We start from the raw sequence: 19,281 nt of genomic DNA on the forward strand, positions 1-19,281 counted from the left end.
AACTGCCGGATCTTGGCGTTTAGGGTACCGGTATGGCTGCTCGCAGGGTGCTGGTGACCGGCGCGGCCCGCGGGATCGGCGCCGCGGTCGCCCGCGCGTTCGCGGAGCGCGGCGACCGGGTGGCGGTGCACCGCCGCGCCCCGGGCGACCCGGGCCTGCCGGGCGAGGGCCACGTGGTGGTCCGCGGCGACCTGGCCGACCCGGAGGCGACCCGCGCGCTGGTCGACACGGCCGCGACCGCCCTGGGCGGCCTGGACGTGGTGGTGAACAACGCCGCGGTCTACCTGGAGCACAAGATCCTCGAGACGGACTACGACGAGTGGCTGGCCGCCTGGCGCGAGACCGTGGCGGTCGACCTGCTCGGCCCGGCCAACGTGTGCTGGTGCGCGGCCCGCCACCTGCCCCCCGGCGGCCGGATCGTGAACGTGAGCTCCCGCGGCGCCTACCGCGGCGAGCCGGACCACCCGGCCTACGGCGCCGCGAAGGCCGGGCTCAACTCGATGACCCAGAGCCTGGCCCGCGCCCTGGCCCCGCGGGGCATCGCGGTGACCGCGGTGGCCCCGGGCTTCGTCGCCACGGACATGGTCCGCTCCCTGGTCGACTCGCCGGAGGGCGCCGCGATCCGCGCCCAGAGCCCCTTCGACCGGGTCGCCCGCCCGGAGGAGGTCGCCGCCGCCGTGCTGTTCCTGGCCTCCCCGGACTCCGAATGGACCTCCGGCGCCATCCTCGACCTCAACGGCGCCAGCTACTTCCGCTGAGCGCCGTTCCCGGCCTGCTCGTCGCCGCTGCCCGAGGGCGGCAACATTTGCTCACGCATCCGCCGGCGGCGCGCCACGCGCTCGGCGCTGTCCCAGCCGGGGTCGACAACGCGAGCCTTCGCCTTGACGTCCCGCCAGTTCGCGGCCTCGGTCATGACTCGTCCTCCGCTTTCAACGCCAGGCCAGTATAAGCCGGACAAATAGCGCCAGCTCAATCCGCCATCGGAGGGCAGGGTGGTCACCAGCGGCCGAAGCAGATGGAGAGGGCGGATACAGCGGCGGCGCCTGCCATTGAGGTGCGGAGTTGGCGTTACAGCAGGCCGTGCTGCCTCGCGAAGGCCGGAAACCCGTCGCCGGAGCACGGCAGCCGCATGCCGTCGGCGCGTAGAGCATCTACGAGCCGCCCGGCGCTCGGCTCGGTCAGCTTGCCCGCCCTGCAGAACTGGGCGATGAGCCACAGCGTGCCGTGGACCTGCGCCCCGTGCTTGCGCGCGACCTTCACGGCGCCGCGATCGTCCGTGATCGCGATGCCGTGCCTGAGCTCGGCCGCGGCGAGGACGCTGGCCTCGCCGAGGCCGTGTTCGCCGGCGCCCAGCCACCGTGTCCATTTCACGAACGCCTGGAGTTCCGCCAGCGAATCCAGCGTCGCGACCCGCATCCAGTCGACTTCCAGCGCTCGAGCCAGGTGCGGGTGCGCGGCCACGCCGTCGCTCAGCTCGCTGCGGACCACCGACGTCGTCCAGCACTCCCAGCCGACCAGCAGGTCGCGGAGAACGTCCAGGCGGTCGGCACCGGCGAAGCCGGACAGGCACATGCTGTCGAAGCAGATGGGGCCGGGACCGGCGGGTTGGGCGAAATCGGTCGTCATGGCGCGAGGTCGGCGTCCGGATCGGCCGGCAGGTCCTGGTCCTGCAGCTGGCCGCGCATGAGTTCGATGGTGCGGGCCCGGGTGATCAGGTCATCTCGCCAGGCGCGCAGCACTGCCTTGGCGTACGCGGGCGGCACCCGGACCGACTCGAGGTCCGGCGGCGGTGTGAAGCCGAGCGCCTCCAGGAACTCGGCTCGGGTGGGAGCCGACTGGAGCCAGCGGCGCGGAACCGGCGGGACTCCCGCGGCCTCGGCTTGGCGACAGGTCAGCGACCATGACGCCCGGTATCGCGCGGCGACCTGCAGCAGCCGGTCCCGCGCGATCGGCGCCGATGCCGCCGCGTCGGCGGCGAACGCGGCGACCGGCACCAGCAGCTCGGCGGCGAACGCGTCGATGACGGCTTCCCGGTCGGCGCGCGAGGCGTGGACCCCGAGATCGCTCGAGTACTCGTCGCCGAGCACGAGGTGGCCCAGCTCGTGTGCGGCGGTCGCGCGTCGCCGGCCCGGGTCGCCTCGCACGCTGATGACGGCGGCCGCGAGCGCGCCGTCGACGGCCGATGCGCCATCGCCCTTCACGCCGGTGACGACGGCGAACTGGCCGGCGCGTTCGCACAGGCTCAGCATGCTCTCGATCGGGCCGTCGCCGATGTCCAGCTGCCTTCGAACCCAGCCGGCCGCGAGCCGCGCATCCGCTACGGACGCGACCGGCTGCGGGTATCGCAGCAGCGGCGGCAGCGCCAGATGCCCGGAGTCGATCAGTTGTCGCAGGTCTCGCATCCATTCCGCGAGCGCGGCCTCCAGCGCGGCCGACTCGCGGGCGACCTCACTGTCGGTGTCGTCGGTGAGCGTCACGCTCCGCCGCGACAGCACGGCCGGTGGCGGCTCCAGGAAATGCGCCATGGAGAGGCCCAGCGCGGACGAGAGCCGGACGAGCTCGAGCGCGTCGATCCGCCGGGTGCCCGCCTCGATCTTGGCGACCATGGTCCGGTCCAGGCCGATGCGCTCACCGAGGTCACCCTGGGTCAGGCCGGCGGCGACGCGCGCCGCGCGAATGCGGTCGCCCACCATGCTCCAGTCCTGGGACTCCACCATGTTGCGATAATCGCACAATCGGCGTGCCCCAGCTAACACGTCGCGGAGCGGAGCCCCGATCGGTCACCAGCGGCCGAGGCGGATGGAGAGGGCGGATACGGCGGCGGCGCCCGCCGTTGAGGTGCGCAGGACCTCGTGGCCGAGGCGGACCGGGGTGCCGCCGAGCAGCGGCAGTTCCTCCGGGGCGACGCCGCCCTCCGGGCCGACGACCAGGGTGATCTCGCCGGTCTCGGGGAGGGGCACGGCCGACAGGGGCTCGGCGGCCTCCTCGTGCAGGACCAGGACGGTGCCGGTGAGGGCGAGCTGCTTCGTCGTCCGGGCCTGCTCGACCGGGGGCAGCCAGGCGCGGCGGGACTGCTTGGCGGCCTCGCGGGCGGTGGACTGCCAGCGCTCGAGGGGCTTGGCGTCCTTCCAGCGGGCGATACTGCGGGTGGCCTGCCAGGGCACGATCCGGTCGGCGCCGACCTCGGTGAGCAGTTGCACGGCCAGTTCGCCGCGCTCGCCCTTGGCGATGCCCTGGACGACGGTGATCGACGGGTCGGGGGGCGGCACGTGCGTGGGGGCGTCCAGGGTGAGGTCGAGCGCGCCCTTGCGGGCCGCCGTGACGACGGCGCGGGTCAGGCCGCCGCGGCCGTCGCAGAGCAGCAGCGCCTCACCCGGGGCAAGGCGCTGCACGTCGGCCGCGTGGTGTCCCTCCGTACCGCTCAGCACGAAACTGCCGGCGGCGGGCAACTCGGCGACCAGGAACAGCGGCAGGCTCACGCGTGGCCGTTGAAGGCGTCGCGCATCCGGGAGAAGAAGCCGCCCTGTTTCGACAGCTCGGCGACCTCCTCGCCGCGGCTGCGGGCGAACTCGCGCAGCAGCCGCTCCTGCTCCGGCTCCAGCCGGGTCGGGGTGCGCACGTCCAGGTGGACGTAGAGGTCGCCGCGGCCGGCGCCGCGCAGGTGGGGGACGCCCTTGCCGCGGATGCGCAGGGTGGAGGTCGGCTGGGTGCCGGCCTTGACCTCGACCGTTTCCTCGCCGTCGAGGGTCTTGATGGTCAGGCGGGTGCCCAGCGCCGCGGCGGTCATCGGCACGGTGACCCGGCAGTGCAGGTCGTCGTCCTTGCGCGAGTACACGTCGTGGGGGCGCTCGTGGATCTCCACGTAGAGGTCGCCGGGCGGGCCGCCGCCGGGGCCGACCTCGCCCTGCTGGGCGAGGCGGATGCGCATGCCGTCCTCGACGCCGGAGGGGATCTTGACCGTCAGGGAGCGGCGGGTGCGGACCCGGCCGTCGCCGCCGCAGGTCGCGCACGGGTGCGGGATGACGGTGCCGAAGCCCTGGCAGGCCGAGCACGGGCGGGCCGAGACGACCTGGCCGAGGAAGGTGCGCTGGACCGACTGGACCTCGCCGCGGCCGCCGCAGATCTCGCAGGTCTGCGGGTGGGTGCCGGGCGCGGTGCCGGCGCCGGTGCAGGTGGAACACACGACGGCGGTGTCGACCTGGATCGGCGCCTCGACGCCGAACGCCGTCTCGTGCAGGTCGAGGTCGAGGCGCAGGATCGCGTCGGCGCCGGGGCGCACCCGGGGGCGCGGCCCGCGGGCGGACTGGGTGCCGAAGAAGGCGTCCATGATGTCCTGGAAGCCGACGAACGCGCCGCCGGCCGGGCCGCCACCGCCGCCGCTGGGGGCCAGCGGGTCGCCGCCCAGGTCCACCATCTCGCGCTTGCGCGGGTCGGAGAGGACCTCGTAGGCCGCGTTGATCTCCTTGAACTTCTCCTGCGCCGCCGGGTCGGGATTGACGTCCGGGTGAAATTCGCGGGCCAACCGACGGTAGGCCCGCTTGATCTCATCGGCTGTGGAGTCCCGCTTGACGCCGAGAATCCCGTAATAGTCCTTCGCCACTGAGTCCTATACCCCTGAGATAGATGTCAACTCTGTGCCAGCAGGTCGCCGACGTAGCGTGCAACGGCCCGCACGGTCGCGATGTTTCCGGGGTAGTCCATGCGGGTCGGGCCGAGGACGCCCATCCCGCCGACGACCATCGAGCCGGGTCCGTAGCCGGTGGCCACGATCGACGCGGTCCGCAGGTCTTCGATCTCGTTCTCGTCGCCGATGCGGACCCGGGTGATGCTGGGCTCGACCTCGCCGAAGAGCTTGAGCAGGATGACCTCCTCCTCGAGCGCCTCGAGGATGGGCCGCAGCGAGCCCTGGAAGTCCAGCAGGCCGCCCCGGGCGAGGTTGGCGGTGCCGGCGAGCGCGATGCGCTCCTCGGACCGCTCGACCAGCGTCTCCAGCAGCACGGTGGACAGGGCCGTCATCGGGGGCCGCAGGTCGGCCGCCGCCTCTTCGACGAGCGCCAGCACCAGCGGCGGGGTGTCGGCCAGCCGCTTGCCGACCAGCTTGTCGTTGATCAACCGGCGCAGCTCGGTGACGTCGTCGGAGAGGATCGGGCGGGGCAGGTCCACGAGGCGCTGCTCCACCCGGCCGGTCTCGGCGATCATCACCACCATGAGCCGCGTGGTGGAGATCGGGACCAGCTCGAAGTGCCGCACGCTGGCCCGGGACAGGCTCGGATACTGCACCACGGCGACCTGCCGGGTGAGCTGCGCGAGCAGCCGGACGGTGCGGTGGACGACGTCGTCGAGGTCGACCGCGCCGATCAGGAACCGCTCGATCGCCCGGCGCTCGGCCTGGCTGAGCGGCTTGACCCGGGAGAGTTTGTCGACGAAGAGCCGGTAGCCGGCGTCGGTGGGCACCCGGCCGGCGCTGGTGTGCGGCTGGCGGATGTACCCCTCCTCCTCCAGCACGGCCATGTCGTTGCGCACGGTCGCCGGGGAGACGCGCAGGTTGTGCCGCTCGACGAGGGCCTTGCTGCCGACCGGCTCCTGGGTGGCGACGTAGTCCTCGACGATGGCGCGCAGCACTTCAAGCTTCCGCTCGTCAAGGGCCATGGCACCTCCTCCGGGACTGGCACTCCCATCTAGTGAGTGCCAGTCTACGTCAGGCGTGCGCGCTCACGCGATGATCGTTTTGCGCACGATGTGCGGCACCAGGCCAGGACCGGGCAAAACTTGTCCAAAAGAAGTCATGTCGTGTCGCTGGCGTCACTTGATCGGTCCCCTTACCGTGGCCGTCATGAGTGAACCACCTCGCCCCCCGGGGGAATACGGCTCGCCGTCAGACCCCAACTATGTCCCGCCGCCCACCAGCGGCGGCGGCGCCTACCCCCCGCCGCCGACCTCGGGCGCGGGGTACCAGCAGCCGGGGTACCAGCAGCCCGGTTATCAGCAGCCGGGGTACCAGCAGCCCGGCAACGCCTACGGCTACCAGCAGCCCGGCGCGTACGGCGCACCCGGCGCACCCGGCGCCCCGGTCGGCTACGCGAACAGCGACGAGAAGACCTGGGCGCTGATCGCCCACTTCGGCGGCATCATCGTGGGCTTCATCGCCCCGCTGGTGGCGCTGCTGGCCAAGGGCAACGAGTCGCCGACCGTCAAGGCGCACGCAAACGAGGCGCTGAACTTCCAGATCACCTGGGGCGTCGCGATGATCATCGCGGTGATCCTCAGCGTCTGCTCGTTCGGCATCCTCGTCTTCCTGCCGTTCCTGGTCTGGATCTTCATCGTCGTGTTCGCGGTCATCGCCGGCATGAAGGCGAACAACGGGGAGCTCTACCGCTACCCGGCAACGGTCCGCCTGATCAAGTAAGCAGCTCTGCGCGTAGGGCGGCCGTCACCCCCGGCGGCCGCCCTGAAAACCGCTCAGGTCAGGGCGCGCGCCACCCCGTCGGCGAGCAGCCGGCCACGTAGCGTGAGCACCGCCCGGCCCGCCTCGAACGCGGCCGGCTCCAGCTGCCCGTCGGCCAGGCAGTCCCGCGCGCCGGCCAGCCCGGCGGCGTCCAGCACCGCCAGCGGCAGCCCGTCGGCGAGCCGGATGCGCAGCAGCACGTCCTCCAGGTGCCGTTCTTGCGGCGTCAGTACCTCACGTGCCTGCCCCGGCGACGCCGCGTCCGCGAGCCGCGCGGCGTAGGCGTGCGGGTGCTTGACGTTCCACCAGCGCACGCCGCCGACGTGGCTGTGCGCGCCGGGCCCGAAGCCCCACCAGTCGCCGCCCCGCCAGTAGAGCTCGTTGTGCCGACACGGCGAGTCCTTGGACCAGTTCGACACCTCGTACCAGGCGAACCCGGCCGCGGCCAGGGCCTCGTCGGCGGCGATGTACCGGTCGGCGGCCACGTCGTCGTCCGGATACGGCAGCTCACCGCGGCGCATCCGGGCCGCCATACGCGTGCCGTCCTCGACGATCAGCGCATACGCGCTGACGTGGTCGGCCCCGGCGTCCACGACCGTGCGCAGCGAGTCGGCGAAGTCCTCCGGCCGCTCACCCGGAGTACCGTAGATCAAATCAAGATTCACCCGGTCGAACCCGGCGGCCCGGGCCTCGCCCGCCGCCTGCGCCGGCCGGCCGGGCGTGTGCCGGCGGTCCAGCACGGCCAGCACGTGCGGCGCGACGGACTGCATGCCGAGCGAGATCCGGTTGAACCCGGCCGCCCGCAGCTCGCGCAGCGCGGCCCGGTCGACCGACTCGGGGTTGGCCTCGGTGGTCACCTCGGCCCCGGCGGCCAGGCCCCAGGTGCGGTCGATGCCCTCCAGGATGCGGCCCAGCTCCGCCGGGGGCAGCAGGGTCGGCGTGCCGCCGCCGAAGAAGACGGTGTCGACCCGCGGCGGCCGGACCACCTTGGCGGCCAGGGCGAGCTCGTCGAGCACCTGCCCGGCGTAGCCGTCACTGAGCACGCCCTCGCCGGCCGTGTAGGTGTTGAAGTCGCAGTAGCCGCACCGCGTGGCGCAGAAGGGCACGTGGACGTAGACGCCGAAGCCCGCCCGCCCGGCGCCGTCGGCGACCCCGCCGGGCAACGCGCCGTCGCGCGGGACCGGCTCACCTTCTGGCAGTACTCCTGGCACCTCACTAGTGTGCCCGCATGACTTTCGTACGGTCGCAGACGGAGCACGGTGTGGCGACGCTCGTCCTCGACAACCCGGCCACCCGCAACGCGCTGTCGACGGCGGTCATCGAGGAGCTGCTGGCGGCGCTGGCCGCGGCCGAGGCGGACGACGCCGTGCGGGTCGTCGTGCTCAGCCACGCCGGGCCCGTGTTCTGCTCCGGCGCCGACCTGCGGGAAACCGCGGACGCGTTCGACTCCGGCCGGCCGCCGGTGAGCCGGCTCGGCGAACTCCTCGCCGCGATCTGGGAGGGGCGCAAGCCGGTCGTGGCCCGGGTGGGCGGGCCGGCCCGGGCCGGCGGGCTGGGCCTGATCGCCGCCGCCGACATCGCTGTGTGCACCGCGGATGCGACGTTCGCGTTTTCCGAGGTACGCATCGGTGTCATCCCCGCCGTGATCTCCGCCACAGTGCTGCCGCGGCTGGCCCCGCGGGACGCCGCCGAGCTGTTCCTCACCGGGGCGACGTTCGACGGGGCCCGGGCCGAGCGGATCGGGCTGGTGACCGCCGCGGTCGAGCCGGCCTCGCTCGACGCCGCCGTCGCGGGCTACGTCGTCGAGCTCCTGCGGGCCGCGCCGGGCGCGCTGGCCGGGGCGAAGGCGCTGCTGCGGCACCGCCGGGCCGACACCTTCGGGGCGGAGATCGCGGCGCTCACCGAACTCTCGGTCGGATATTTCGGATCCGCGGAGGGCAGGGAAGGCATCATGGCATTTCGGGAAAAACGCCGACCCAGTTGGATCCCGGACGGCGCCGTGTGATCGGGACGGGTGGCGCCGGGACCGTACGCTGGTCGGCCTGAACAGCGGGAAGGTGACGATGCGGGTTCGACGGTTGATGGCGGTGGCGCTGTTCGCGATCATCGCCGTCGCGGTGTGTGCCTACGTCGTCGTCCACCAGATCGGCCAGAACATCCCGCTGCGCCTGCCGCCCGTCGCCCGCGACTGCGTGGTCAACGCCGGCAACGCGTCGGTCAACGCGACCGGCGACGCCACCGGCGAGGTCGAGCTCGGCGCCGAGCAGCTGGCCAACGCCGCCACCATCACCGCGGTCGGGCTGACCCGCAAGGTACCGCAGCGCGGCCTGGTCATCGCGCTGGCCACGGCCTGGCAGGAGTCGAAGCTGGAGAACCTCACCGGCGGCGACCGCGACTCGATCGGGCTGTTCCAGCAGCGGCCCAGCCAGGGCTGGGGCCGCCCGGACCAGATCGCCGACCCCCGCTACGCGGCCAACGCGTTCTACACCGCCCTGCTCAAGATCAAGGGCTGGCAGCAGATGCGGATCACCGACGCCGCCCAGCAGGTGCAGCGCAGCGCGCACCCGGAGGCCTACGACAAGTGGGTCGACGAGTCCGAGATCATGGCCCGGGCCCTCAGCGGCGACGTCACCGGCGCGGTGGCCTGCGGCCCCGCCGAGACCACCAGCCACGGCCCCGACGCGGTGCGGTCGCTCGGCGCCAGCCTGAAGCTGGACTGGGGCACCGTCAGCACGGCCGACGTGGCCAACCTGGCCGGGGTGGCGCTCAAGGTCCGCGAGCCGAAGGCCGGTTGGCAGTACGCCCACTGGCTGGTCGCCCACGCCCAGGACAACGGCGTGAAGCGGGTCGTCTTCGCCGGCCTGCAGTGGACGGCCGAGAGCGGCGCGTGGGCGCACGTGACGGAGCGTGGCGGCATCGACGCCGGCCCGGCCGGCGAGCGGGTCGTCGCCGAGGTGTACTAAAAGCCTTGACGTTCAACGCGACCAGCAGGTTGTCGCCCGTTCGGACATTGTCAGGTGGCCAACTCCCGAGTCGGGCGCCCGTACACCTCGCGTTACCATCGGTCGTTCGATCGGTCGCTCCGGCTTTCGGGCCTTCCGGTTTTGAACTGCTCCGGTTTTGGGGCATCAGCAAGGCACGACCAAGTCAAGAGGTAAGGGGAGGACATGACGTCCGCTGCACCCGACTACGGCGGCCTCACCGGCTATGAGCCGATCAGCGAGGCCGACCGCAAGGAGTTCCTGGATCAGGGCTTCCTGCTGGTCCGCAACGTCCTCAAGGAGGACCACCGCGCCCAGCTCGAGGCGGCCGTGGACCGGATCTGGGCCGAGGAGAAGGCGGCCGGTTCTTCGAGCATGAAGAAGGACGGCACGCTGCACCTGCTGGGCTTCCTGACGCGGGACGACCTGTTCGGGCACCTGCTGACCCAGCCGACCCTCTTCCCCTACATGTGGGGCCTGGCCGGCTGGAACATCTACACGCACCACAACCACCTCGACGTGACGCCGCCCACCTCCGAGGAGGAGCCGCCCTCGTGGGGCTGGCACCAGGACGGCTACCGCCAGAACTCCGACCCGGAGACGATGGACCCCAACGTCCCCCGGCCGATGTTCTCGCTCAAGATCGCGTACGTGCTCTCCGACCTCTCGGAAACGGGCCGCGGCGCGACCAAGGTGATTCCGGGCAGCCACCTGTGGAACTCGCTCGCCCGCCCCGCCGACACCACGGTGCACAACCCCGACCCCGAGGGCACCGTCGAGATCACGGCGAACCCGGGTGACTGCTTCATCTTCGACCGGCGGCTGTGGCACTCGCGGTCGCCGAACTACTCGAACATCACCCGCAAGATGCTGTTCATCGGTTACACGTACCGCTGGATCCGCCAGCTGGACGACATGCCGGTCGACTACGACGGCGAGTGGTGGGCCAACCGCACGCCGGTGCAGCGCCAACTGTGCGGCGAGGCGACGCACACGGCCAATTATTGGGGCATCAACTGGAACGGCTACATCGACGAGGAGATTCCGCTCCGCAAGGAGCTGAAGACCCGCGGGCTGCTGGACCGGTCGGTTCCCTGGCTGCGCTAGCGCCTGGAAGCGCGGGGGGTTCCTTACCGGGAGCCCCCCTTGCGGCTTTTTGGCCCGCCCGCACCCGCACGCCGTGCCGCCCCGCACCCGCACCCGCACACCGACCCGCGCCCGGCCCCGCCCCGCACCCGCACACCGCCCCGCACCCGCACCCGCACACCGCCCCGCACCCGCACGCCGCCCCGCCCCGCACCCGCGCGCTGTTCCGCACCCGCACCCTGCCCCGCACCCGCGCGCCGTGCGGGCTCGCGCGAAGCGCGGCGCCCCACCCCGCGCGCCGTGCCGGCCTGCGCCGCCCGCGAACCGGCGCCTCCGTGCGCGCCGGCGACCGCTCTCCCCCTCGGCGAGCTCGGTCCGCGACCAGGTCCGCGCGCCGCGGCGGGCGCTGCACACCGGGGAGCGCAGTGCAGCGACAGGAAGTCTCCGCGATCATGCCGCGCCCGCTGCCGACACCAACGGTTTTTCATGATCACGGAGTGATCATGTACACCTGTGTACCAGAAGTCTCCGGGATCATGGCAAACCCGTGATTTCGCCACGACGGACATCATGATCACGGAGACATAAGTCCGCCCCGATGCTTTCCGCGCTGCGCGGCCCTGACGTCCCGGTTGCGGTGCCCCATCGCGCCTCCGGTGCAGTCGCCGCGGTCCCCGATCGCGCCTCCGGCGCAGTGGCTGGCTACCCCTGTCGCGCCTCCGGCGCAGTAGCTGTGCTTCCCTGGCGCGCCTTCGGCGCGGTGGCTGCGCTTTCCCATTGCGCCTTCGGCGCAGTGGCTGGGGCCCTTATGGCGCCTCCGGCGCGGTGGCTGGGGTTTCTTGTCGCGCCTCCGGCGCATTTGGCTGGGGTCCGAAATTCTAGCCACGCGCGACTCCGTCGCGGCGCTTGCCTGGGGGGTTCCCACCCCAGACCCCCCATGGCCGCTCCGCGGCCACTCTCTTCCGCGCTGCGCGCCCCTGACGTCCCGGGCACGGTCCCCCATTGCGCCTGCGGCGCAGTGGTTGCGGCACCTTGTGGCGCCTTCGGCGCGGTGGCTGGGGTTTCTTGTTGCGCCTTCGGCGCATTGGTTGGGGTCCGAAATTCTAGCCACGCGCGACTCCGTCGCGGCGCTTGCCTGGGGGGTTCCCACCCCAGACCCCCCATGGCCGCTGCGCGGCCACTCTTTTCCGCGCTGCGCGCCCCTGACGTCCTGGGCGCGGTCCCCCATTTGCGCCTCCGGCGCAGTGGTTGCGCTCCCCAATCGCGCCTTCGGCGCAGTAGCTGCGCTTCGCTGTCGCGCCTTCGGCGCAGTGGCGGCGCCTTATGGCGCCTGCGGCGTGGTGGCTTGGGGTTTGTTGTTGCGGCCTTGGCGCATTGCGGGTGGCCCCCGGGGATCCCGGGGGCCACGTGGTTCGGTTTTTTTAGAGGGCGCGGCGGCCGCGGCCGGCGAAGCCGGCTACCAGGGCTACGCCGATGGCGGCCAGGATGACCTGGACCAGCAGTTCGCCCCAGTCGACGCCGGGGGTGTCCGTGGAGATGCCGATGGCGTTCGCGACCACGGTGCCCAGCAGCGCGGCGACCACGCCGATGACCATCGTCAGCCAGATCGGAATGCTCTGGCGGCCGGGGACGACCAGTCGCCCGAGCGCGCCAATGATCAGACCGACAATCAGCGCGGTGATGATACCGGTGACAGTCACTGGTCTCCTCCTCTTCCAAGCTCAACCCGGGGGGCGGGCTTTTGCGGTTGAGCTTGTAGTGCCCGTGGGCTCAGGAGGCCAAACGCGACGAAGATGCTCGAACGAGGGGATTGCGCAGTGCCACGTCCATGGTGGGGAATGCCATTTCCGGCGGATCGGTCAACGGCAACCAGGTGTACTCCGTGCCCTCCGACGGATCCAAGGTGATCTCGCCGGCGGTGATCCGGGCTACCCAGAAGCAGTCCAGAATGGGCAGTGGCTCGTCCTGGAACTCGTACGTGCCGATGTACATCCCGGCGAACTCGCCCAGCTCGATCTCGACGCCCAACTCCTCGCGGGCCTCGCGCACGGCCGCGTCGGCGGGGTGCTCGAAGCCGTCGCAGAAGCCGCCGGGCAGGTCCCACCAGCCGGCGCGGGGCGGGCGGGCCCGGAGGATGGCCAGGAAGCGGTCGCCGTCGAGGATGATCGCCGAGCCGGTCGGACGCGGGTTGAGAAACGCCTGGTAACCGCAGGCGCCGCAGACCGCCGGCAGCGGGCCGGTGCGCCCGCCGCAACGTGGGCAATGCCGGCCCCCCGCCGCCGCAGGAGCGGCCGTCACCAAAGCTGCCGCCGCAGCAGAGGCCGCCGCAGCAGAGGCCATCACCGAAGCTGCCGCCGCAGGAGAGGCCGCAGCAGGAGCGGCCGTTACCGAAGCTGCCGGCGCGGAAGAGGCCGGCGCGGAAGAGGCCGGCGCGGAAGAGGCCGGCGCGGGAGAGGCCGGCGCGGAAGGGTGGGTCACTTCTTCGGCTTGTCGGTGGTTGGGGTGTCGGAGGTCGACAGGGCCGCGATGAACGCCTCCTGTGGCACCTCGACCCGCCCGACCATCTTCATCCGCTTCTTGCCTTCCTTCTGCTTCTCCAGCAGCTTGCGCTTGCGGCTGATGTCACCGCCGTAGCACTTGGCGAGCACGTCCTTGCGGATCGCGCGGATCGTCTCGCGGGCGATGATCCGGCTGCCGATGGCGGCCTGGATCGGGACCTCGAACTGCTGGCGCGGGATGAGCTTCTGCAGCTTGCCGGCGATCGTGACGCCGTAGTTGTAGGCCTTGTCCTTGTGCACGATCGAGCTGAACGCGTCGACCGGCTCGCCGTGCAGCAGGATGTCGACCTTGACCAGGTCGGCCTGCTGCTCGCCGGAGGGCTCGTAGTCGAGGCTCGCGTAGCCCTTGGTGCGGCTCTTGAGCTGGTCGAAGAAGTCGTAGATGATCTCGCCGAGGGGCAGGGTGTAGCGCAGCTCGACGCGGTCGGCGGACAGGTAGTCCATGCCCAGCAGCGAGCCGCGGCGGCCCTGGCACAGCTCCATGACCGCGCCGACGTAGTCGTTGGGGGTCAGCACCGTGGCGCGGACGGTCGGCTCGAAGATCTGGCCGGCCTTGCCGTCGGGGAACTCGCTGGGGTTGGTCACCGCGTGCTCGGTGCCGTCGTCCATGATCACGCGGTACACCACGTTGGGCGCGGTCGAGATCAGGTCGAGGTTGAACTCGCGCTCCAGCCGCTCCTGGATGATCTCCAGGTGCAGCAGGCCGAGGAAGCCGCAGCGGAAGCCGAAGCCCAGCGCCGCGCTCGTCTCCGGCTCGTAGACCAGGGCGGCGTCGTTGAGCTTGAGCTTGTCCAGCGCGTCGCGCAGCAGCGGGTAGTCCGAGCCGTCGATCGGATACAGCCCGGAGTACACCATCGGCTTGGGGTCCTTGTAACCGCCCAGCGCCGCGCTCGCCGGCCGCGTGTTGATGGTGACCGTGTCACCCACCCGCGACTGGCGCACGTCCTTCACGCCGGTGATGAGGTACCCCACCTCGCCGGCGCCCAGCCCCGGCCCCTTGATCGGCTCGGGCGAGATGACGCCGATCTCCAGCAGCTCGTGCACGGCGCCGGTGGACATCATCCGGATCCGGTCGCGGGCCTCGATCCGCCCGTCGACGACCCGCACGTAGGTGACCACGCCGCGGTACACGTCGTAGACCGAGTCGAAGATCATGGCGCGGGCGGCCCCGGCGGCGTCGCCGATCGGCGCCGGCAGCTGCCGCACGATCTCGTCCAGCAGGTGCGGCACGCCGACCCCGGTCTTGCCCGACACGCGCAGGCAGTCGTCCGGCTCGCAGCCGATGAGGTGGGCGAGCTCCTCGGCGTACTTCTCCGGCTGCGCCGCCGGCAGGTCGATCTTGTTGAGCACCGGGATGATCTGCATGTCGTTCTCGAGCGCGAGATACAGGTTCGCCAGCGTCTGCGCCTCGATGCCCTGCGCGGCGTCGACCAGCAGGACCGCGCCCTCGCAGGCGGCGAGGCTGCGCGAGACCTCGTAGGTGAAGTCGACGTGCCCCGGCGTGTCGATCATGTTGAGCACGAACTCTTCGCCGGCCAGGCCGCCCTCGCGGACCGTCCACGGCATGCGCACGGCCTGGCTCTTGATCGTGATGCCGCGCTCGCGCTCGATGTCCATGCGGTCGAGATACTGCGCCCGCATCTGCCGGGCCTCGACCACCTCGGTGAGCTGCAGCATCCGGTCGGCCAGGGTGGACTTGCCGTGGTCGATGTGGGCGATGATGCAGAAGTTGCGAATCCGGTCCGGCGCGGTGGCGCCGGGGCGGTTCACGCCGGGGTCGATCGTCGGTGGCACGGGCGTCCGTTCTCCATCGGGCTTGGGGATCTCATACATCGTCCCACGCCCGGCGCACCGGTGGCTCACGGCCGTACCGGCCGGTGATCCGCCCATGCCCGATTGCTCCGGATAACGTCGGGCATGGGCGTCGAGAGGCACCCGAGAGCGGTTCGATAGGCGATCGAGAGGCCTGAACCCAATACTGATCCGGCTCGGCGGAACCCGGCCGGCCCACCGAGCGGCAGAAGCCGCGCTAGAGCAGGGCACCCTCGTCGTGCAGCCAGTCGACGAAGCCCAGGGCCACCACGGTGGCGCAGTCGACCAGCTCGGCCACGAGGGCGTCGTGCGCGCCGGAGAGCAGCGGGACCTGCATCTCGGCGTAGATGGGCAGCTGGCCGCGGTCGGTGGGATCGCCGATATAGGCCTTGTAGAAGCGGCGCGTGTGGTTCCACTCGTTGACCACGCGATAGGAGCGGTCGGCCCAGTCCGGTGGCACCGTGGCGTGCGGCCGGGCCCGGATGACCAGGATCTCGTCCGACGGGCCCTCCAGCGCGAAGAGCACCGCGTGGCGCTCCCACAGCGCGAGCAGGCTGCCGTCGCCGTCGGTCAGGTATCGGATCTCCAGCTTCTCGAGGGCCTCGGCCACCCTGAGCAGCGTGATCGGAGCGATCAGCGCGGTGCCGTCCTCCGGCACCACCTCGACCGCCGCGTCGATCGTCGGGGTCGCGTCTTCCCGCGGCAGCTGAGCGACGATCGAGTCGGCCTTCGACCCGTTCGGCTCGGCACGCCATGGCCACCTTGGCATCGTCCCGGCTCCCTGCTCCCCCGTGCGCCTCCACCCGCATGTGCGCGGTCCCACGCCGAGCGAAACTCGCTGGGCGGTGGACCCGAAAGAGGACGGTACCCGTTCGGCCGAGATTCAGCAGCCCCCAATTTCACCCTTTCCCCACCCGTTCGGGTGAGGGTCTTACAGCCGTCTATCCGATGAGGGGTGATCCGCCCGCGCGATGCCAGGCAGAGCCATATGCGCAGGCCAGAGCGGTCCACGGACCGGAAATCCGGACATCGACGAAGTCCCCGGGACCGGACGAGGTAAAGCCCATACGGATGACCGCCTGGACGAGCCGCTGGGACACCGGTATACGCCGCTCACCCTCCGTGGTCACCACGATCGGCACGTGGTCGAGGAGCGCGTCGCGCAACATCCGCGACCCGACCGGCCGGCCGCCGACGCCCTCGGCCGCGGCGGTGCGGACGGTCTGCGCCGCCGCCCGGCCCACCCGCACGACGTCGGCGCCGGGGATCCGCTCGACGGCGGCGCCGGGGACCGCCGGCAGCGACCAGCGCCAGTCGGTGTCCCGGGATGTGGGAAGCTCACCGTCGACGGCGGCGAGCAGGTCGCGCACCGAGACGGTGCGGTCACGGGCGACTCGGGCGGGAATGCCGCGACAGACGAGTACCCCCCAAGGCAAGCGGGACCACAGCGTGACCGCGCCCTCCCCGGCGGGCCGCAACCGCACGACCGCGCCGGGGTCCAGCCGCGCCACCCGGGTGAGGAACGCCACGGCGTCCGAGCGGCCGGATTCGGCTATCCAAGCCATGGTGCGAGGAACTCGCGCTCGACGTCCTTGACCCGGCGGGGCCGGCCGGCCTCCAGGTCGTAAGGCACGCACACCGTTCGCGCCCGCGACGCGAGGGCGTCCCCGTCGAAGAGCTCATACGCCACGATCAATCGAGAAGCCTTGATCTCCTCGATCCACAGCTCGATGCGCACGGGGTCGCCGTAGTCGACTGGCCGCAGGTAGTCGATCTCATGACGTGAGATGACGATGCCGTTCTCGAACGACGACAGGCCGGCCGCCTGGGCGGCGGTGAACATCAGCGCAACGCGCGCCTCCTCGTAGAGGGTGAGGAAGCGCGCGTTGTTGACGTGCCCATACGCGTCCAGGTCGGACCAGCGCAGGGCGCAGTGGTAGACGAACCTGGCCACTGTTCAGTCGCGGGTCAGCTTGCGGTAGGTGACGCTGTGCGGACGCGCCGCGTCCGCGCCGAGCCGGTCCACCTTGTTCTTCTCGTACGACTCGAAGTTGCCCTCGAACCAGAACCACTTGGCCGGGTTCTCGTCGTCGCCCTCCCAGGCCAGGATGTGCGTGGCCACCCGGTCCAGGAACATCCGGTCGTGGGAGATGACCACGGCGCAGCCGGGGAACTCCAGCAGCGCGTTCTCCAGCGACGACAGCGTCTCGACGTCGAGGTCGTTGGTCGGCTCGTCGAGCAGGATCACGTTGCCGCCGATCTTCAGCGTCAGCGCCAGGTTGAGCCGGTTGCGCTCGCCGCCGGACAGGACCTTGGTCGGCTTCTGCTGGTCGGGGCCCTTGAAGCCGAAGGCGGCGACGTAGGCCCGCGAGGGCATCTCGACCTTGCCGACCATCAGGTGGTCCAGGCCGTCGGAGACGACCTCCCACACCGTCTTGTCGCCGTCGAGGCCGGAGCGGTTCTGGTCGACGTAGGACAGCTGGACCGTGTCGCCGATGCGCACCGTGCCCGCGTCCGGCTTCTCCAGCCCCACGATGGTCTTGAACAGCGTGGTCTTGCCCACACCGTTCGGGCCGATGATGCCGACGATGCCGTTGCGCGGCAGCGTGAACGACAGGTCGTCGATGAGCAGGCCGCGCTCGTCGAAGCCCTTGCGCAGGCTGCCGGCCTCGATGACCAGGTTGCCCAGGCGCGGGCCCGGCGGGATCTGGATCTCCTCGAAGTCCAGCTTGCGGGTCTTCTCCGCCTCGTTGGCCATCTCCTCGTAGCGGCCGAGGCGGGCCTTGGACTTCGTCTGGCGGGCCTTGGCGTTGGAGCGCACCCACTCGAGCTCCTCGCTGAGGCGCCGCTGCAGCTTGGCGTCCTTGCGGCCCTGCACGGCCAGGCGCTGGGCCTTCTTCTCCAGGTAGGTGGAGTAGTTGCCCTGGTAGCCGTGGACCTGGCCGCGGTCGACCTCGGCGATCCACTCGGCGACGTGGTCGAGGAAGTAGCGGTCGTGGGTGACGGCCAGGACGGCGCCGGCGTACTTCTGCAGGTGCTGCTCCAGCCACTGCACGCTCTCGGCGTCGAGGTGGTTGGTGGGCTCGTCGAGCAGCAGCAGGTCGGGCGCCTCCAGCAGCAGCTTGCACAGCGCGACCCGGCGGCGCTCACCACCGGAGAGCTGGGACACGTCGGCGTCCGGCGGCGGGCAGCGCAGCGCGTCCATGGCCAGCGCCAGCTTGGAGTCGATGTCCCACGCGTCGGCGTGGTCGAGCTCCTCCTGCAGCCGGCCCATCTCCTCCATGAGCTCCTCGGTGTAGTCGACCGCCATCTGCTCGGCGACCTCGTTGAACCGGGCGAGCTTGGCCTTGGTGTCGGCGACGGCCTCCTCGATGTTGCCCAGGACCGTCTTGCTCTCGTTCAGCGGCGGCTCCTGCTGCAGCATGCCGACCGTGAAGCCGGGCATGAGCCGGGCCTCGCCGTTGCTCGGCTTGTCCAGGCCCGCCATGATCTTGAGCAGGCTCGACTTGCCGGCGCCGTTGGGGCCGACCACACCGATCTTCGCGCCGGGCAGGAACGACAGCGTGACGTTGTCGAGCACGACCTTGTCGCCGTGCGCCTTGCGCGCCTTTTCGAGCACGTAGATGTACTGCGCCACGGCGCTCCTACCTCCGGTGAACTCTTGTGTGTGTCGGGTCAATCTTTCCAGGCGGGCGGCCGCCTCCCAAATCGGGATTCAGGGAGCCGGGTTCGCCTGGACGGCCGGCTCGGTGTAAGTCTGCCCGCCGGTGACGGTGAGGGCATCCGGTGTGACGGTGTACGTCGTGTTGTCGTTCTTGAGGACATAGGTCCGGTTGGCCGGAGTTGTCACGCCCGGGCGCAGCAGGCCATTGTCGCCCTCGACCGGGATCTCCCCGCCGTCGGACTCGTACCAGTCCTTGCGCTTGTCATGGCCCTGGTACCACAGGCCCGAGCCGTCGGACTCCCGGCAGATCCACACCTCGCGGTTCTTGGTGCGGATGTACTGCACCAGGTACAGCGTGACGGAGGCGTTGCGGTCCTGCGCCTTCACACCCTGGCTGATGAAGCCGGGACAGGACGACGGCGGGAAGCTGGGCCCGCGGCGGGTGCTACCCGTGGCCGGCACCGCCGACGGACCGTCACCGGACGATGACTTACTCTCATCGATATCACGCTGACCGAGCACGTACCCGAACAACGCCCCGATGACCGCGAGGATGAGCAATGAGAGCAGGACGACGGTAGTGGTCCGGCTCGATCCCGGTTCGGGCTCGGCCTCGTATCGCGACATGCACAGCAGGATCGCACCTGTGAGCCAGCACTCCGCAGGCTGCCGGGTGGCTACCGGTATCAGTAGGCTGAAAGTACGACGGTCTCTACACCAAAAAGAGGACAACCG

At 71.0% G+C, this 19,281-nt stretch carries 20 protein-coding genes; 5 read left to right on the top strand and 15 right to left on the bottom strand.

The features are described from left to right. The first annotated feature begins 32 nt into the window (after window positions 1–32). Window positions 33–758 carry an SDR family NAD(P)-dependent oxidoreductase gene (locus ACQPXD_RS47360; protein ID WP_432830232.1) on the top strand — a complete coding sequence of 242 codons (726 nt, stop codon included), beginning with the start codon at window positions 33–35 and terminating at the stop codon, window positions 756–758. On the opposite strand, the gene ACQPXD_RS47365 is transcribed toward ACQPXD_RS47360, so the two are convergent. The 6 genes from ACQPXD_RS47365 to hrcA all read right to left on the bottom strand — a co-directional run bounded on the left by ACQPXD_RS47365 (window position 746) and on the right by hrcA (window position 5,649). Then, window positions 746–913, bottom strand: a complete 168-nt coding sequence (locus ACQPXD_RS47365; RefSeq protein WP_432830234.1) for a hypothetical protein — start codon at window positions 911–913, stop codon at window positions 746–748. The genes ACQPXD_RS47360 and ACQPXD_RS47365 overlap by 13 nt on opposite strands. A gap of 155 nt (window positions 914–1,068) precedes the next feature. Further along, complete coding sequence (locus ACQPXD_RS47370) at window positions 1,069–1,626, bottom strand: hypothetical protein (RefSeq protein ID WP_432830236.1); 558 nt, start codon at window positions 1,624–1,626, stop codon at window positions 1,069–1,071. Then, complete coding sequence (locus ACQPXD_RS47375; protein WP_432830237.1) at window positions 1,623–2,717, bottom strand: helix-turn-helix domain-containing protein; 1,095 nt, start codon at window positions 2,715–2,717, stop codon at window positions 1,623–1,625. Before ACQPXD_RS47375 ends, ACQPXD_RS47370 begins: the two co-directional genes overlap by 4 nt. Before the next feature lie 63 nt (window positions 2,718–2,780). Next, a complete protein-coding gene (locus ACQPXD_RS47380; RefSeq protein ID WP_432830239.1) occupies window positions 2,781–3,479 on the bottom strand; it encodes a 16S rRNA (uracil(1498)-N(3))-methyltransferase in 699 nt (232 codons plus the stop codon). Continuing rightward, the gene (gene dnaJ, locus ACQPXD_RS47385) at window positions 3,476–4,600 is read right to left on the bottom strand and encodes a molecular chaperone DnaJ (protein ID WP_432830241.1); all 1,125 of its coding nucleotides are present in this window, start codon (window positions 4,598–4,600) and stop codon (window positions 3,476–3,478) included. Before dnaJ ends, ACQPXD_RS47380 begins: the two co-directional genes overlap by 4 nt. Window positions 4,601–4,626: 26 nt before the next feature. Beyond that, window positions 4,627–5,649 (bottom strand): heat-inducible transcriptional repressor HrcA, encoded by a 1,023-nt coding sequence (gene hrcA / locus ACQPXD_RS47390; protein ID WP_432830243.1) that lies wholly within the window; start codon window positions 5,647–5,649, stop codon window positions 4,627–4,629. Between the two features lie 184 nt (window positions 5,650–5,833). Between hrcA and ACQPXD_RS47395 the strand changes: the two genes are divergently transcribed. Then, a complete protein-coding gene (locus tag ACQPXD_RS47395; protein WP_432830245.1) occupies window positions 5,834–6,406 on the top strand; it encodes a DUF4870 domain-containing protein in 573 nt (190 codons plus the stop codon). 53 nt (window positions 6,407–6,459) lie between these two features. Here ACQPXD_RS47395 and hemW read toward each other — a convergent pair whose 3' ends face one another. After that, on the bottom strand, window positions 6,460–7,656 hold the full coding sequence (gene hemW, locus ACQPXD_RS47400; protein WP_432830247.1) for a radical SAM family heme chaperone HemW: 1,197 nt from the start codon (window positions 7,654–7,656) through the stop codon (window positions 6,460–6,462). A gap of 17 nt (window positions 7,657–7,673) precedes the next feature. On the opposite strand from hemW, the gene ACQPXD_RS47405 reads away from it, so the two are divergent. The 3 genes from ACQPXD_RS47405 to ACQPXD_RS47415 all read left to right on the top strand — a co-directional run bounded on the left by ACQPXD_RS47405 (window position 7,674) and on the right by ACQPXD_RS47415 (window position 10,533). Beyond that, on the top strand, window positions 7,674–8,450 hold the full coding sequence (locus tag ACQPXD_RS47405) for an enoyl-CoA hydratase-related protein (RefSeq protein ID WP_432830249.1): 777 nt from the start codon (window positions 7,674–7,676) through the stop codon (window positions 8,448–8,450). A 52-nt stretch (window positions 8,451–8,502) separates the two neighbouring features. Then, window positions 8,503–9,408 carry a hypothetical protein gene (locus ACQPXD_RS47410; RefSeq protein ID WP_432830251.1) on the top strand — a complete coding sequence of 302 codons (906 nt, stop codon included), beginning with the start codon at window positions 8,503–8,505 and terminating at the stop codon, window positions 9,406–9,408. Window positions 9,409–9,612: 204 nt separating this feature from the next. Further along, window positions 9,613–10,533, top strand: coding sequence for a phytanoyl-CoA dioxygenase family protein (locus ACQPXD_RS47415; RefSeq protein ID WP_432830253.1), 921 nt, complete (start codon window positions 9,613–9,615; stop codon window positions 10,531–10,533). Between the two features lie 1,400 nt (window positions 10,534–11,933). Here ACQPXD_RS47415 and ACQPXD_RS47420 read toward each other — a convergent pair. The 8 genes from ACQPXD_RS47420 to ACQPXD_RS47455 form a co-directional block, all read right to left on the bottom strand. Further along, complete coding sequence (locus ACQPXD_RS47420; RefSeq protein WP_432830255.1) at window positions 11,934–12,212, bottom strand: GlsB/YeaQ/YmgE family stress response membrane protein; 279 nt, start codon at window positions 12,210–12,212, stop codon at window positions 11,934–11,936. A 70-nt stretch (window positions 12,213–12,282) separates the two neighbouring features. Then, the gene (locus ACQPXD_RS47425) at window positions 12,283–12,852 is read right to left on the bottom strand and encodes an NUDIX domain-containing protein (protein ID WP_432830257.1); all 570 of its coding nucleotides are present in this window, start codon (window positions 12,850–12,852) and stop codon (window positions 12,283–12,285) included. 134 nt (window positions 12,853–12,986) lie between these two features. Next, window positions 12,987–14,864 carry a translation elongation factor 4 gene (gene lepA / locus ACQPXD_RS47430; RefSeq protein ID WP_432830259.1) on the bottom strand — a complete coding sequence of 626 codons (1,878 nt, stop codon included), beginning with the start codon at window positions 14,862–14,864 and terminating at the stop codon, window positions 12,987–12,989. Between the two features lie 235 nt (window positions 14,865–15,099). After that, window positions 15,100–15,651 carry a YbjN domain-containing protein gene (locus ACQPXD_RS47435; protein WP_432830261.1) on the bottom strand — a complete coding sequence of 184 codons (552 nt, stop codon included), beginning with the start codon at window positions 15,649–15,651 and terminating at the stop codon, window positions 15,100–15,102. 172 nt (window positions 15,652–15,823) lie between these two features. After that, window positions 15,824–16,447, bottom strand: a complete 624-nt coding sequence (locus ACQPXD_RS47440; protein ID WP_432830263.1) for a hypothetical protein — start codon at window positions 16,445–16,447, stop codon at window positions 15,824–15,826. Next, window positions 16,435–16,836 carry an acyl-CoA thioesterase gene (locus ACQPXD_RS47445; RefSeq protein WP_432830265.1) on the bottom strand — a complete coding sequence of 134 codons (402 nt, stop codon included), beginning with the start codon at window positions 16,834–16,836 and terminating at the stop codon, window positions 16,435–16,437. Before ACQPXD_RS47445 ends, ACQPXD_RS47440 begins: the two co-directional genes overlap by 13 nt. 3 nt (window positions 16,837–16,839) lie before the next feature. Beyond that, window positions 16,840–18,519 carry an energy-dependent translational throttle protein EttA gene (gene ettA / locus ACQPXD_RS47450; protein WP_432830267.1) on the bottom strand — a complete coding sequence of 560 codons (1,680 nt, stop codon included), beginning with the start codon at window positions 18,517–18,519 and terminating at the stop codon, window positions 16,840–16,842. A 78-nt stretch (window positions 18,520–18,597) separates the two neighbouring features. Further along, window positions 18,598–19,173 (bottom strand): hypothetical protein, encoded by a 576-nt coding sequence (locus tag ACQPXD_RS47455; RefSeq protein ID WP_432830269.1) that lies wholly within the window; start codon window positions 19,171–19,173, stop codon window positions 18,598–18,600. Window positions 19,174–19,281: the final 108 nt, after the last annotated feature.

It is taken from the genome of Dactylosporangium sp. CA-092794 (assembly GCF_050948465.1).
GTDB lineage: Bacteria > Actinomycetota > Actinomycetes > Mycobacteriales > Micromonosporaceae > Dactylosporangium.

Excerpts from the sequence above, each read along its gene's own strand:
- ACQPXD_RS47415 (WP_432830253.1), top strand. The coding sequence starts at position 9,613 with ATGACGTCCGCTGCACCCGACTACGGCGGCCTCACCGGCTATGAGCCG.
- ACQPXD_RS47370 (WP_432830236.1), bottom strand. The coding sequence starts at position 1,626 with ATGACGACCGATTTCGCCCAACCCGCCGGTCCCGGCCCCATCTGCTTC.
- ACQPXD_RS47405 (WP_432830249.1), top strand. The coding sequence starts at position 7,674 with ATGACTTTCGTACGGTCGCAGACGGAGCACGGTGTGGCGACGCTCGTC.
- hrcA (WP_432830243.1), bottom strand. The coding sequence starts at position 5,649 with ATGGCCCTTGACGAGCGGAAGCTTGAAGTGCTGCGCGCCATCGTCGAG.
- ACQPXD_RS47375 (WP_432830237.1), bottom strand. The coding sequence starts at position 2,717 with ATGGTGGAGTCCCAGGACTGGAGCATGGTGGGCGACCGCATTCGCGCG.
- ACQPXD_RS47455 (WP_432830269.1), bottom strand. The coding sequence starts at position 19,173 with ATGTCGCGATACGAGGCCGAGCCCGAACCGGGATCGAGCCGGACCACT.
- ACQPXD_RS47365 (WP_432830234.1), bottom strand. The coding sequence starts at position 913 with ATGACCGAGGCCGCGAACTGGCGGGACGTCAAGGCGAAGGCTCGCGTT.
- ACQPXD_RS47360 (WP_432830232.1), top strand. The coding sequence starts at position 33 with ATGGCTGCTCGCAGGGTGCTGGTGACCGGCGCGGCCCGCGGGATCGGC.
- ACQPXD_RS47435 (WP_432830261.1), bottom strand. The coding sequence starts at position 15,651 with ATGCCAAGGTGGCCATGGCGTGCCGAGCCGAACGGGTCGAAGGCCGAC.
- ACQPXD_RS47440 (WP_432830263.1), bottom strand. The coding sequence starts at position 16,447 with ATGGCTTGGATAGCCGAATCCGGCCGCTCGGACGCCGTGGCGTTCCTC.
- ACQPXD_RS47395 (WP_432830245.1), top strand. The coding sequence starts at position 5,834 with ATGAGTGAACCACCTCGCCCCCCGGGGGAATACGGCTCGCCGTCAGAC.
- ACQPXD_RS47425 (WP_432830257.1), bottom strand. The coding sequence starts at position 12,852 with ATGGCCTCTGCTGCGGCGGCCTCTGCTGCGGCGGCAGCTTTGGTGACG.